The 13,927-nt window shown below is 43.9% G+C and carries 10 protein-coding genes; 5 read left to right on the top strand and 5 right to left on the bottom strand.

The genetic code is table 11. From position 1 onward, the window contains the following. Positions 1-65: 65 nt before the first annotated feature. The 3 genes from IGI78_RS12495 (at position 66) to IGI78_RS12485 (ending at position 5,953) form a co-directional block, all read left to right on the top strand. Positions 66-2,276, top strand: a complete 2,211-nt coding sequence (locus IGI78_RS12495) for a helix-turn-helix transcriptional regulator (RefSeq protein WP_288362788.1) — start codon at positions 66-68, stop codon at positions 2,274-2,276. A gap of 193 nt (positions 2,277-2,469) precedes the next feature. Continuing rightward, the gene (locus IGI78_RS12490) at positions 2,470-5,142 is read left to right on the top strand and encodes a beta-galactosidase (RefSeq protein WP_195266570.1); all 2,673 of its coding nucleotides are present in this window, start codon (positions 2,470-2,472) and stop codon (positions 5,140-5,142) included. Then, positions 5,114-5,953: a sugar phosphate isomerase/epimerase family protein gene (locus IGI78_RS12485; RefSeq protein ID WP_288362785.1), complete on the top strand. Its 840-nt coding sequence runs from the start codon at positions 5,114-5,116 to the stop codon at positions 5,951-5,953. The genes IGI78_RS12490 and IGI78_RS12485 overlap by 29 nt, the downstream gene beginning before the upstream one ends. A gap of 279 nt (positions 5,954-6,232) precedes the next feature. On the opposite strand, the gene add is transcribed toward IGI78_RS12485, so the two are convergent. The 4 genes from add to IGI78_RS12465 form a co-directional block, all read right to left on the bottom strand. Next, positions 6,233-7,249, bottom strand: coding sequence for an adenosine deaminase (gene add / locus IGI78_RS12480; protein ID WP_195266574.1), 1,017 nt, complete (start codon positions 7,247-7,249; stop codon positions 6,233-6,235). Between the two features lie 152 nt (positions 7,250-7,401). After that, complete coding sequence (gene ald, locus IGI78_RS12475) at positions 7,402-8,508, bottom strand: alanine dehydrogenase (protein ID WP_195266576.1); 1,107 nt, start codon at positions 8,506-8,508, stop codon at positions 7,402-7,404. Between the two features lie 147 nt (positions 8,509-8,655). Then, positions 8,656-9,378 (bottom strand): C39 family peptidase, encoded by a 723-nt coding sequence (locus IGI78_RS12470; protein ID WP_077451881.1) that lies wholly within the window; start codon positions 9,376-9,378, stop codon positions 8,656-8,658. A 100-nt stretch (positions 9,379-9,478) separates the two neighbouring features. Beyond that, positions 9,479-11,410 carry an ABC-F family ATP-binding cassette domain-containing protein gene (locus IGI78_RS12465; RefSeq protein WP_195266578.1) on the bottom strand — a complete coding sequence of 644 codons (1,932 nt, stop codon included), beginning with the start codon at positions 11,408-11,410 and terminating at the stop codon, positions 9,479-9,481. A gap of 217 nt (positions 11,411-11,627) precedes the next feature. Here IGI78_RS12465 and IGI78_RS12460 point away from each other — a divergent pair, with 217 nt between their 5' ends. Next, positions 11,628-12,302, top strand: a complete 675-nt coding sequence (locus tag IGI78_RS12460; protein WP_005228549.1) for a redox-sensing transcriptional repressor Rex — start codon at positions 11,628-11,630, stop codon at positions 12,300-12,302. 92 nt (positions 12,303-12,394) lie between these two features. Here the strand turns inward: IGI78_RS12460 and IGI78_RS12455 are convergent, their stop codons facing one another. Further along, positions 12,395-12,757, bottom strand: coding sequence for a thioredoxin family protein (locus tag IGI78_RS12455; protein WP_096741580.1), 363 nt, complete (start codon positions 12,755-12,757; stop codon positions 12,395-12,397). Between the two features lie 220 nt (positions 12,758-12,977). Between IGI78_RS12455 and IGI78_RS12450 the strand changes: the two genes are divergently transcribed. Next, on the top strand, positions 12,978-13,925 hold the full coding sequence (locus tag IGI78_RS12450) for a permease (RefSeq protein ID WP_430618049.1): 948 nt from the start codon (positions 12,978-12,980) through the stop codon (positions 13,923-13,925). Positions 13,926-13,927 lie beyond the last annotated feature (2 nt).

Below are 13,927 nucleotides of genomic sequence, written 5' to 3'. Positions count from 1 at the left end.
AGGTTGTCATGCGTTTTTTCGCATGACAATTTGTTACATAAAATCTATTACAAGGGTGTTTGGGAATGAAGTACTTTAAAACAGGCGGTTTTCATCGAAAACTGCAGCTAGCCAGTCTATGGATCGTCGTGCCGCTATTAGCCGTTGCAATCTTTTTGCATGCCTATTTGATCGGACCATTACAACGATCGTATCAAGAACTAAATAATCGCCAAGTCGAAGGAATCGTTAGTAACATCAACCAACAGTTCTCGCAGCTGGAAGTGACTTTAAGCGTTTGGGGGCAATCGTTTCAAAGGCGCTACCAAGAAGATTTACTGGAAACGACAAATTATCAGACGTTGATCCAGCTGTCGGAAGAATTGTTTTACTTAACAAATAGCTCCAATTATGTCAATCGAATCGGTATTTATTCACTAGGCGAGACGCCTTTTGGGATTGAAAGTGGCGGCACGTATGAATTAACGCTCGAGCAAACCAAAACAGCATTTGAACGCTATCGGATCGATAATGGTAGGCAGTATCAGTGGAAGATCATTGAAGAAGAGGATGAATTGATTTTTGTACAAAACATTGATGGCCAAGGCGAAGATCAGCCTAAAATTTTTTTAGTTGCAACGATCGACGAGCAATCATTGTTAAAGTATTTTTATGATACCCAAATTGAAAATGGACTCGCAGCGATTTCCTTTAATCATGAGAGTTTTCGTTTTATTGGCGATCAGAACTTAGCGAATGTTATCCAACCGCTGAGTGAGGAGCATCAAGGAACCTGGGTCGAATCGATCAATGGCAATGATTATAGCATGATCGCCGTAAACAGTACGCGACTCAACCAAATATGGACGTTTTATACCGTCGTTCCCTTAGCATTGATTACCGAGCCAGTCACTCATTTGGCTAGAGTGCTGATCGTCGTAAGTATTCTTTTTATTGCTTGTGTGGCAGTCATGAGTCTCTTTTTGGCAAAAAAACAATACCAACCTTTTGAAAAAACGATGGATCAGCTCTTTGGTAATACCCAATGGAAAAAAGAAAACGATCTGGAGTTTTTGGTGGACCGTTGGGAACAATTAAGTCGGGAAAAAGGATTGCTACAAAATCAGGCGGAACGCTTTCAAGATTCGCTCAAGCGGCAAGTGATCCAACATTTGATGGAAGGGTATTATGGCTATTTATCAGAGGAAGAATCGCAACAATTACTGCAGCAAAAAAACTGGCGCTTAAGTGACCAAGGGTATCGCTTGTTTTATTTCCAACTCAATGATCTATTAAGCAATCAAGCAAATTCACAAGATGAAACCCACATTTTGTTTGCGTTAGAAAACATTATAGCGGATGTCACAGCCATGTTTTTCCCAGAATCAACCATCTTTTCGTCAAATGAAGGACGGATTTTGGTTTTTGTGGTCAATCAAGAGCAACAACTGACAGATTACTTCACGATGGTCACCAAGCAAATCAATTTGATCGTCTGCCGTTATGTCACCATCGTTAGTTCGCAACAAGAAACTGAGATTCGCAAGTTGCCTGAAGTTGCCCAACGTCTCAAAAAGCAAATCCATCTGCAACAGTTGATTCCCGAAAATCAAGTGCTTCAAGGAGAGAACATGCGCCCGCTGCCGAAGTATTCTCTTTCGCAAGAAAATTTGATTTTAACAGCGCTGAAAAGTGGCTATCATGAAGAATTGCAACGAAGTCTCCAGCGGTTTTTAGAACAGGTCGTTGCAGAAAACAATCAACAGGCTGCGGTGATCTATGTGATCAATCGACTGTATGATCAAGTCGATTACCTTTTAAATGAAAATGGGGTCTCACGAACGGATTATGTATCGAAAACGGTTGTGTTAGAACGAATCGAACGACTTTTGGACATCAATCAGATTCAAGCCTTTTTGTACCATCATTTCTTAAAGCCCGTCTCCATCCTCTGGCAAGAAAATGTCGCTAATTCTTATAGTGAAATGATCCAAAAAGTAGCGGAGTACATCCAATCTGATTTTCGCAATGAACAAATTTCGTTAGAATATGTTGCGGATCGTTTCGAAGTCGACCCAATCTTTTTGAGTAAGGAGTTCAAGCGTGCCAAGCAGGTCAACTTTATTGATTATTTAACTAATGTTCGCATCGTAGAAGCAAAACGGCAGTTGCTCGAAACCGATCACCAAATCAATGAAATCGCCGAAAACCTTGGGTATAATCCCAGCTACTTCAATCGTTTATTTAAAAAGTGCACGGGAATGACCCCAGGACAATATCGAAAAGGTCAGAGCTGATCACTGTTGGTTGCTGCGGAAAAGCTCGTATTTTCGCAGCTTTTGCTCTGATTTTTCCATGTTTTCATCAGCGAATGTTTTGTATAATAGAAAAGAAAGCGATTTCTAATGCAGCTTAAGTTCAACAAGAAAACCAGCGGACTTGTCAAAGCTGTTGGAAATCTGATAGTAAATAGATGGAGGAAGAAAAGAAATGAAAATCGTTCTAGGCGGAGATTCAACCGTGGCGGATTATCCCCTTGATCAACAGCCAATGATGGGCTGGGGACAAGCCTTACCAAGCTATCTATCCCCAGAAGTAAACGTACGCAATTTTGCAAAAAACGGCAGTACGACTCGTTCGTTTATCGAAGAAGGTTTGTTTGAGCAGCTCCTGCAAGAAGTCGAACCGAATACAGTCGTCCTACTGCAATTTGGACATAATGACCAAAAAGAGAAAAACCATGTCACGATGGAGGCATACATTGCTCATTTAACAGACATGATCCGTCAGATCAAAGAAAAAGCAGGAATCCCGATCCTGTGTACACCTGTTGAACGGCGGGTAGGAGAAGAGGGACGACTGGCGCATACGTTGTCAGTATTTTTACCTGTCTTAAGAGAACTTAGTCGAACGGAAGAAGTAGTTTTGTTTGATTTAAATCGCTATACCTATCATTATTATGACACATTAGGACTAGAAGCTTCCAAAGCACTCTTTGTTTGGTTAGCACCGAATGAGCACTCTAATTATCCTGCAGGTCTTGCAGATGATACCCACTTTTCAAAGCTCGGGGCGCATATGATCGCTCGCTACGTGGCGATTCGTTTACAGGCGTTTTTCCATGAGCAACCACTTTTTCCTGATATTTATTATGGCGCCTGCATGTATCCAGAAGTCTGGTCGGAAGAAATCATGCAAAGTGATAGTCACACGATGAAAACGTTGGGCATGAATTTTGCTAGAATTGGGGAATTCATGTGGCGTGACTTGGAGCCTAAACCTGGAGAATATGATTTTGCGTTGTTGGAACGTACGCTAGAACAGTACCAAGCAAATGGCATCGATGTTTGCTTATGTATTCCAACGCCAACTCCGCCCCGCTGGTTTACAAAACAGTATCCAGAAGCATTAATCACTAATCAAGATGGGACGAAGATGCATCATGGCTCAAGACAGCATGTCTGTACCAACAACGAGGACTTTCGCCGTTATGCCTATCGTTTGACGAGAAAAATCGCTGAGATTGCCGAAAAACATGAAAATGTCGTTATGTTGCAATTGGACAATGAGTTTAAATGTCATGTCGATCTATGTTACTGTAGGACGTGCCAAACGCGGTGGAATACGTATTTAAAAGATAGCTATCAATCCGTGACCAACCTCAATGAGTGTTGGGGAACGAAGGTGTGGAGTGAGTGGTATGACGCATTTGAGGATGTCGTCTTGCCACTAACGACCCCATTTTTGCATAATTCTTCCCTGATGAATGCCTTTCGCCGCTTTACCACCGATACGTTGAATGAGTTTGCGCATGATCTTTGTCATTTTATCCGAATGGAGACCGCGTTACCCATTACCCATAACTCCGCTTTTGGGTTTAACTTGCAAAATGATGAGCTATTTGCTGATTTAGATATTGCTGGTTTTGATACGTATGCACCGGCAGACAATTATCCAGCGTATACGATGAACTTGGATCGTTGGCGGAATGTCAAACCGCGCAACAAGGAAATGTTATTGTTAGAAACTTGTACTGCCAATGCTGGTCATATTGAAAACTATGCAGCACCTCGTCCTCATGGGTTTGTCACAAGTGAAGCGTTCATTGGCTATGCAGGTAATTTGAAATCCTTCTGCTTTTGGCATTTTCGTGGACATCGCTATGGTGTGGAGCAACCCCATAGTGCCGTGTTAACTGCTTGGGGAGAGCCAGATCGTGGGTATGAAGAGGTAGTTCGGATTGGCGAACTAAGACAACAGATCGCACCACTTTTAGCGGAAACGAAGTATGTATCAGCAAAAATAGCCATCATGTACTCGGATTACTCGAAACGCTTTTACACGATCGATCATGGGGGTGTTTATGATTATCGCAGCCTATTTACCGAATTTTACGGCAGTCTGATTCGCCAAGGGATTCGTGTAGAAATCATTCAAGAAAATAGTCCGTTAGAAGAGTATGATGTTGTTCTTGCCCCATTTGTTCGTTGGATCAGTCCTACTTTGCTGAAAAAATTTGCCGCCTTTACCGAAGCAGGAGGCAAGCTGATTTTAGGCCCGATGACGGGGGATCGGACCAAAGAGCTGGCGTGGCCAGCGACAAATGGCTTAGATCGTTTAGGAGAATGGCTCGGGTTTGATCAAATCCAGCAGCTTACGGTGAAAGGACTGGCTTATCAGCTAACCTATGATGGCCTAGAAGAACCTTTGGATCATTTGGTCACAGTTTTTCACTGCCCAGAAGATTGGGAAACGATTGGACGAGGGAATGACCAAACGCTACTAGCTAAGAAGCAACTGGCTCAAGGAGAGATCATCTATTTAGGTGCGCTACCTAGCAATTTAACAGACAGTTTGATATGGCAGTCGTTTTGTCGCAAAGAACTTTTCCCTTATGAATCAGATCACCAGTTGATCAAATGTTCGGAAGGTGTGATGAAGTATCGCAGAGAGTCAGCGACCCATGTCCAACTTTGGATCAGTAACTTAGGTATGACGACAGCTGACTTTACCTTACCTCTCCCCGGATTCGAACGCTTGTCAGGGGAAGCGCTGACGCGCGGTAACCATAGGCTAAAACCTTATGAAAATTTGATTATTGAATGGGAAAAAACAGTAGAAAGCGAGGAGTCAGATGATTCATTTAGCCATCCGAGGGCATGACCTTTCAGGAGAATATACACCAAAGCAGCTAGCACAAGCGGTAGGTGCAAAGAAAATAAAAAACGTTCAGTTTGCCTTGAATGCGTCTTTTCCAGACCTAAGTGCTCCTGAAAAGATGAATCCAGGTATGGGGACCTTCTTCAAGAATGAATTCCAAGAACAAGGCGTTCAAATCGCTTTGTTAAGTTGTTATAGTAACTTGATTCATCCCGAACCAGGGGAACGAGAAAAAATCTTACAGAAATTTGAGCGCTATTTATTCCATGCCCGTTATTTTGGTGCCAGCATGGTGGCTTCAGAGACAGGCTCAGTCATTGCCACGCTGGGATATAGCGAAGAGAATTTTTCGGATGAGGTTTTTGAAGACTTGATCCATGTGATCCAGCGACTCGTTCGAGTGGGAGAAAAATATCGAATCATGGTAGGGATCGAAGCTGGACTGAATCATCCGCTGTATTCGAATCAGCGCATCGCCGAGCTGATTGAACGTGTTCCTTCTGATTATTTAGGCATCATTTACGATCCAACGAATTTGATCACCGCAAAAACGGCTGCTGATCAAGTCGCATTGGTAGAAGAAGCATTTACTCTTTTCGGAGAGAAAATCGTCTGCTTGCACCTAAAGGATTTTCAACTCTCGGGAGAAGAGGTGATCCCTGTCCCGTTAGGTGAAGGACAAATACGGTATCCAGAAATTTTACAGCTTCTGATCAAACACAAGCCATACTGTTACGTGGTGCTAGAAGAAACAAAAGACGCTGGGATCGATCGTGCGGTGGCGTTGATTGAAGACTTAGATTTAAAAAATTAGCTGGGTGCTTGTGTAGATGATTGTGTAAGAGAACATGGGAGTGTTTTTCTTATTTTCTTCAAAAACGTTGACATTGAATACAAATTTTTATCTAGCATAGAAAAGTTGTTTATGGTGAGATTTCATCTGAACAGCTTTTTTATTTTCATAAAAATAGAAAATGGGAGGTAAGGTGGAATTAACACGGATCGATCGGCTCTTCTTTGCATAAAGGAAAGAAAGTTGATCGTTTTGGAAATAAACATGGACGCCAGTGGGGATCACTAGCGTCCATGTTTATTAGAATTGCCATTCTTGAATTTTTTTCAAGAGTACCGCTTTGTCGGCAGCTTCCGCAAAGGAATGCTGAGCGGCGGTTTCGTTTAAGAAGCGCATCTCTGATTCGGTCATGTCGCAATGATGAGCCATTTGCAGGTATTCATTGGTCAATGTCGTGTTGGAGACCGTTCGGTTATCGGTATTCAAACAAAAAGGGACCTTGGCTTCCAGCCATTCTCTTAATGGGTATGCCGAGTATGTGGGAATCGCACGCGTATGAACATTGCTAGTAGGACAGCCTTCGATACAGCGCATTTGTTCTCGAACAAATGCTTGAGCAGTAGGATCTCCTTTTAAGGCGATGCCGTGGCCAATCCGCTGCGCACCGCTTTCGATGGCTTGATAAATGTTTTGCACACAGCCGCATTCGCCTGCATGTAAGGTCAGCTGGACACTTTGGTTCTTGAGGAACACTTGATAGCTGGCAGCTAAATCAGGGACGTACCCGTCTTCTTCTGGACCTGCCAGATCAATGCCGACGACTTTTTCATCGGTAAGAGCGATCGCTTCATCAAAAATCGCCGTAATATCTGGTAGGTCTTCTTGACGCATCCCAATGACCAAAACATTGCCTTTGATTGGGTAGCGTTCTTCTGCTCGTGCGATGCCTTCGATCACGGCTTGGATGGTCTGGCTGCAAGTGAGTCCTTTGTCCATCGATAAGCTGGGGGCAAAGCGGATCTCAATATAAGCGACCCCATCTTGAGCGGCTTGTTCCATCACATCATAGGCGGCAGCTGCTAACGCTTCTTGTGTTTGCAAATACGGCCGAACGAAATCAAAGCAGCGAAGATAATCCCTCAGGTCATGACAATCTTTGGGGGCTTGCATCTGTGCTTTTACCGCTTCTATGTCTTGCTCGATCGGTAGTTCTTGCTGATTGGCGATGGCGATCAATGTTTCTGGACGAATGGAACCGTCGAGGTGGCAGTGAAGTTCTACTTTAGGAAATGCTTGGATTTGTTGTTGAGTAAGCACAGTGTTCCTCCTGTCTAGGTCGAATTTTTTTTAAGTATGAATATAGCATACTTCCAAAGCCCATGCTACCCAAAAAAGGAAATTCTCATAGAAAGCAAAACAGCAGCCGCGAATTACTTGTGCGGCTGCTGGTTTTATTGTGGGAGAGTGGCTCAAATCAATTCCGATAGATCGGTAAAAGGCAATGACAGATCGTGAGCGGCTTCTTTTGAAGTAAATGCGCCCTCATAGGCGATGACCCCTTTGGCAAGTGCCTGATTTTCTCGCAACGCTGCTAAAGGATCGTTCGCTAGCTGCTGGGCATACGGTAAGGTGGCAATGCTCAATGCGATGGTTGCCGTTTGCGGCACAGCACCTGGCATATTCGCCACTGCATAGTGAATAACTTCTTCCCGGATATAGGTTGGCTCGTCGTGGGTGGTGACTTTGTCTTCGGTCTCGAAAATTCCGCCTTGGTCAATGGCAATATCGACGATCACGGATTTTTCAGGCATCTGTTTCACCATTTCGCGGGTCACTAAGCACGGGGCTTTTTGTCCTGGTAATAAGACGGCTCCTACCACCAAGTCTGCGGATTGGATCGTTCGTTCGATATTCAAGCGATTGGAATACAAGGTTTGGACTTGACCAGAAAATTGTCGATCCAGCTCTTGTAAGCGTGGGATCGAAACGTCTAAAATCGTTACTTGTGCGCCCAGACCTACGGCGACTCTCGCGGCATTCTCACCGGCAACGCCACCACCAATGATCGTTACCCGACCTTGACGGACGCCGGGAACACCTGAAAGCAGGATCCCTTTTCCGCCATATATTTTTTCGAGAAATTGTGCGCCGATTTGAACAGACATTCTTCCAGCGATCTCACTCATAGGCGATAGCAGAGGCAGGGTGCCGTTCGCCAGCTGGACGTTTTCATAAGCAACAGCGATCACTTTGCTGTCGATCAATGCTTGAGCAAGCTGTTGATTGGCGGCTACGTGGAAATAGGTGAATAAAACCAGTCCCTCATGCAAAAAGGGGTATTCTTCTGGTAAAGGTTCTTTGACTTTCATAACCAATTCAGAGGCCCAAACCTCTTCAACGGTAGTAATCGTAGCGCCAACTTCCTGATACGCTTGATCAGAAAAGGTTGATCCTGCACCAGCGCCTTGTTCAACGAAGACTTCGTGTCCGTCTTGGACTAACTCATAGACTCCGGAGGGCGGCAATGCCACACGATTTTCATTGTTCTTGATTTCTTTGGGGATACCGATTTTCATAGACTTCACACCTTTCTTTCTTCCATTATAATAGAAAGCGGATTCCTAAGGGGAGAAAGAATGGTTTTTTTATTAAAAAAGTAAGATCCAGTTGCTGCTTTCGGGACGACAAAGAAAAAAGCCCCCAATGGGACTTTTTTCGATCAATCAGCTGAAGGTCCAAAAGCGCAAGCTTTGATCAGCGATTTCATCTAGTGTGTAATAGATAGAGTAATGGGATTTTTCTGGATCATCATTGGGATCTAAGACAAACACTTGATCGTCCATCATTCCACCTAAGACCATAATATGGCCGCCATCTGTAAATTCCCCTGGAGTCACAGAAACGATGACGGGATGATTTTGTTGCAAGTAAGCTTCAACGCTGGCTAGATCTGTGCCAAGATCATAATAGTTGTAGCCGTTTGCATCGGCAAAGTCAGAAAAAATCCGCCAGTCCGTTCCTTGGCCGTCAACGTAATAATGATCTCCTGCCCAATCGAGGACCTCCAGTGGCGAAATGGGATAGCCTTCAAGGTAGGATTGAACCATCGCAAGAGAAGCGATCGCGCAGCCGTTTTCTGCCAAGGTCTGGCTGCCGTCATTGCCATAGGATCTATCGGCCCATTCTTCGTTCGTCTGCAGGAAAATCGGTGTTGTGATGTCCATTTCCCCTAAGTAAGCATTGATATCTTCACTTAAAATAGCTTGGGAGTAAACATATTCGTCATCGTAGCTATCATCATAGGCAACGGCGGTAGACACGTGTTCGGACAACTCTCCGTACAACACGTGATGAGAGATTCGATTGAACCCTATCCAAATCAACACCAATCCTGCCAAAACAATCATTGGCCGACGCTTTCGATAAACATCTGTCTGTTTTTGCATTTTTCCCTCCTTGTTTTACGAATTGTACGTATTCATCCTGTTCTTTTAAGTAAAACAAAGGAGGGGGCGATTGTCATCGGCCTACAGACCGATGACACGATCAACTGTCAAATGCCTCTAGTTCTAAGCTAGTATTTTCCCATGCTTCTAATAGGGCTTCTTGTTCAGTGCGGGCTTGTTCTAACGCTTGATTCAACGCGGTCAATTTTACATGATCATTCAACGCTTCTGGTGCGGTCATGTCTTGTTCCAGTTGCTGGATCGTTTCTTCTATCGTGGCAAGCTCTTCTTCGATTTGGGCGACTTTTCGCTGTAAGGTTCTAACGGCTTTTTGCTGTTCTTTGCTTTGGACAAAGGTTTGTTTGCCCGCTGAAATGGTGGTTTCGGTTGTTTTTGCTTCCAGCATCGCTGCGATCTCAGCTTCTTCTTGTTTCTTTTCTAAATAATAATCGTAATCGCCTAGATAGAGCTTGCTGCCGTTTTCAGACAGTTCCACGACCTTGGTGGCGATTCGATTGATAAAGTAGCGGTCATGAGATACGAAAAACAACGTGCCTTCATAATCGATCAGGGCATTTTCTAAGACTTCTTTGCTGTCGATGTCTAAATGGTTGGTTGGCTCATCCAAAATCAAGAAATTGTCATGGTCCATGGCTAATTTTGCCAAAGCGACACGGGCTTTTTCGCCACCGCTTAACAGCGTGATCGGCTTTTCAACATCTTCTCCCGAAAATAAGAAGCTGCCTAATATATTGCGAATCTCGACTTCAGGTGTGGTACTGTGGTCATCCCAAAGCTCATGGAGGATCGTTTTGGTTGAGTGCAGATCGGATTGAGTTTGGTCATAGTACCCGATTGAGACATTGGCGCCAAAATGCACCTTTCCTTGAATAAAGGGGATTTTATGAATCAGCGATTTCAGCAAGGTTGATTTGCCGATCCCATTCGGTCCTACTAAAGCGATCGCATCTTTGCGCCGAACATCTAAGTCGATGGGCGCCGATAAGACTTCTTCTTCAGAATAACCGATAGCGGCATTTTCTACTTGCATTACAACATTTCCTGAAGGTTTTTCAATGGAAAAAAGGAAGTGGGCGGACTTTTCATCTCCTTGCGGGCGATCCAACCGGTCCATTTTCTCCAATTGCTTACGGCGACTTTGCGCGCGTTTGGTGGTAGAGGCACGGACAAGATTGCGGGCAACAAAGTCTTCCAGTTTATTGATTTCTTCTTGCTGCTTTTCAAAGGCTTTCCATTCGCTTTGCAGCTGTTCGGCTTTCAGGGTCAAATAGCGGCTGTAATTGCCTTTGTAGTAGCGCATTTTTTGGCGACTCAGTTCGTAGACTTCGTTGACGACTTTGTCTAGGAAGTAACGGTCATGGGAAACGATCAGCAACGCACCGGCATATCCTTGTAGATAGTTTTCCAGCCAAGATAACGTTTCGATGTCTAAATGGTTGGTCGGCTCATCCAGGATCAAGATATCAGGTTTTTGCAGCAGCATTTTTGCTAATGCCAAGCGGGTTTTTTGACCACCGGAAAGGGTATTGATAGCTTGCGTGTAAAAAGAAGGATCAAACTGAAAACCGTGCAAGACGGAGCGAATTTCATTTTCATAGCCATAGCCGTTTTTTTCTGCAAATTCATGTTGCAACTGGTCGTATTCTTTCAGGAGATTGCCAGAGTCAGCAGCAGGATCTGCTTCGGAGATGGCGATCTCTAAGGTACGCATGCGCTGCTCCATCTGTCGAACCGTTGCAAAAGCTCCTAGCATTTCTTCCCAAACGGTGGCCTCACTAGCAAGTCCGGTATCTTGAGCTAAGTAGCCCATCGTAGCGGTCTTGTTTTTAGCGATCGTTCCTTTATCAGGACTTTCGAGTCCAGCAATAATTTTCAGTAGCGTTGATTTACCAGCACCGTTGCGCCCAACAAGCGCGATTCGGGAATTGCTGGCAATCTCTAATTGGATATTTTCAAATAAAACCTCGGCTCCGAAAAGACGGGCGATTTGGTTGGCTTGTAATAAAATCATGTGTATGTCATTCCTATCTTTAAGAAACTTGTCTGTATCAAGGTTGCAATACTACAAGTCTATCATATTTTAAGGGAAACGGCGATTGGGAAAAAGGTTGATTTTACCATTATAAAATTTATATTTCAAATTATGAGCATTCAAATTGATTTTTGAACAATGTATTTGTTATGATAGCTTCATCACAAGTGAATTTTTCACAATGGGGGAGTATTCTTTGAAAGATCATCAAATTCCAAAGGCAACAGCGAAGCGATTGCCTTTATATTATCGTTACTTGCGTATTTTGCACCAAGCTGGCAAATTAAAAGTTTCTTCGACCGAACTAAGTGAAGCTGTTCAAGTTGATAGTGCGACGATCCGCCGCGACTTTTCCTACTTTGGTGAATTAGGAAAACGCGGCTACGGCTATGATGTTGAAAGCTTGATGCAGTTCTTTGCGAAGACATTGAACGAAGACCACATGACGAATGTAGCTTTAGTCGGTGTTGGAAACTTGGGGAGCGCCTTGTTGAAATACAAATTTCACCAAAGCAACAGCATTCGGATCAGTGCCGCATTTGATGTCAACGAAGATCTAGTTGGTCGAATCGTAGATGGTGTGCCGGTCTATCCAATGGATGACATGAAGGAACAAGTGAAGATCCAGCAGATCGATGTGGCTATTTTGACGGTTCCCGCACAACATTCACAAGATTTAGTGAACGAGCTTGTGAAAGCTGGCATTAAAGGAATCTTGAACTTTACACCTGCACGAATCACTGCACCAAAAGGCGTGCTGATTCAAAACGTTGACTTAACCAATGAATTGCAAACATTGATTTATTTCTTGCATTCAGGCAACGTCTTGTCACATGAAGAACCAGTAGAAGAACCATCACTAAGCGAATAATCGCATCACATAAATAGGAACCAGCAAAACAGCTGCCAGATCGTAGTATACACAACGATCTGACAGCTTTTTTTGACTTTTATTCACTGAACTTACTCGTCTAACTGGTCAAAAAGTGATTCGTAGGAATCTTGCTCCTCAACGCTTGTGAGCGCTTTTTGATACCGCAAGATTTGTTGAGTCAAACGTGTGAAATCGATGATGCGGGCTTCACGATGCACTTCTTTCCCATTCGCGAACAAGAGGACGACGGGAACCGTCAAGACCGAAAATAAACTGGCTGCTTCTGGCTCTGCCAGCGTGTTGATGGTAAATAGGGGGAGTTGTTGGGTTTGTGCCAGTGTTTGGATGCGTGGTTTGTCTGCAACACAAATACTGCAATTCGGTTGAGAGAGATAGAGTAGTGCCAACGGATGTTGGTCGAGCTGCTCTTGGATCGGTTGATTTTTTTGCATAAGTCATTCCTCCATGGAAAATGTACGCTGTTCTTGAGGAAAAGTCAAAATATCTGCTAGCAGCTGATCGCTTAAATGAGTAAGAAGGATTCAAAGATAAGGGAAATCTAAAGCAACGATTAAAAAAATAGGCTGCTTTAAAAAAAACGTTGTATAAAAAAAGGAAAAAACGTATAGTAATTCCAGCGTTTCGAATTTATTGATAAAGAAGGTTAAAGTTATGTTTCAGGCATTACCGAATTCTGTCCTGCAAATGAGTGTTATTTTTTTATCTATCGTCATTGAAGCCTTGCCCTTTGTCCTATTGGGCTGCTTGATCTCAGGTGCTTTACAAGTCTTCTTGACGCCAGAAAGAGTCACGAGACTCTTACCAAAAAACAAATTGGCATCGATCACAGTTGGTTGTGGTCTGGGGGGCTTTTTTCCTTCCTGCGAATGTGGGATCGTACCGATCGTTAATCAGTTCGTAAAAAAAGAGGTTCCAGTGTATACGGCGTTTGCCTTTATGCTGACTGCACCGATCATCAATCCTATCGTGATTTTTTCTACATTCATTGCCTTTGGAAATTCCGCGAAATTCGCCTTTTTGCGTGTACTGGGCAGCTTATTGGTCGCAATGGTCGTGGGGATCTGGCTGGCGTATTTTAACAAACAAGAGGTCTTAAAAACACGGCTTGCCAATCAATTAAGTGGCGGGAATGAGCAGGCAGCTCACCCACACCATCATGGGCATGATCACGCCCATCATCAAACAGAAAAGACCAGTCATCGGCTCCTTCGGCAGATTCGTCATTTGCTGCAGCATAGTTTGGATGAGTTTTTCGATACTGGGCGTTATTTGATCATTGGTGCGTTGATCGCCTCAGCGATGCAGACCTATCTGCCAACTGGCTTGATGCTGACATTAGGCTCCACGAAGCTGTTAGCGGTCTTCGTCATGCTGCTGTTGGCACTAACGTTATCCCTATGTTCCGAAGCAGATGCCTTTATCGGCTCTTCGTTGTTGAGTTTATTCGGCACGGGACCAGTCGTCGGTTTCCTGGTTTTTGGTCCAATGGTAGATATTAAAAACCTGTTGATGATGAAGCGGTACTTTTCGGGGCGTTTTATCGCTTCTTTAGTTGGTTTAGTCGCAATCGTCGTTTCAATTTATGCATGGGTGGTGTAAAG

This window comes from Enterococcus sp. DIV1767, assembly GCF_050542585.1.
Classification (GTDB): Bacteria; Bacillota; Bacilli; order Lactobacillales; family Enterococcaceae; genus Enterococcus_D; species Enterococcus_D innesii.
This window is presented reverse-complemented; position numbering and strand designations above follow the sequence as displayed.

What these genes read in the sequence shown, in the direction of transcription:
- IGI78_RS12495 (WP_288362788.1), top strand. Translation starts at nt 66, where the DNA reads ATGAAGTACTTTAAAACAGGCGGTTTTCATCGAAAACTGCAGCTAGCC.
- IGI78_RS12490 (WP_195266570.1), top strand. Translation starts at nt 2,470, where the DNA reads ATGAAAATCGTTCTAGGCGGAGATTCAACCGTGGCGGATTATCCCCTT.
- IGI78_RS12485 (WP_288362785.1), top strand. Translation starts at nt 5,114, where the DNA reads ATGATTCATTTAGCCATCCGAGGGCATGACCTTTCAGGAGAATATACA.
- ald (WP_195266576.1), bottom strand. Translation starts at nt 8,508, where the DNA reads ATGAAAATCGGTATCCCCAAAGAAATCAAGAACAATGAAAATCGTGTG.
- IGI78_RS12470 (WP_077451881.1), bottom strand. Translation starts at nt 9,378, where the DNA reads ATGCAAAAACAGACAGATGTTTATCGAAAGCGTCGGCCAATGATTGTT.
- IGI78_RS12465 (WP_195266578.1), bottom strand. Translation starts at nt 11,410, where the DNA reads ATGATTTTATTACAAGCCAACCAAATCGCCCGTCTTTTCGGAGCCGAG.
- IGI78_RS12455 (WP_096741580.1), bottom strand. Translation starts at nt 12,757, where the DNA reads ATGCAAAAAAATCAACCGATCCAAGAGCAGCTCGACCAACATCCGTTG.
- IGI78_RS12450 (WP_430618049.1), top strand. Translation starts at nt 12,978, where the DNA reads ATGTTTCAGGCATTACCGAATTCTGTCCTGCAAATGAGTGTTATTTTT.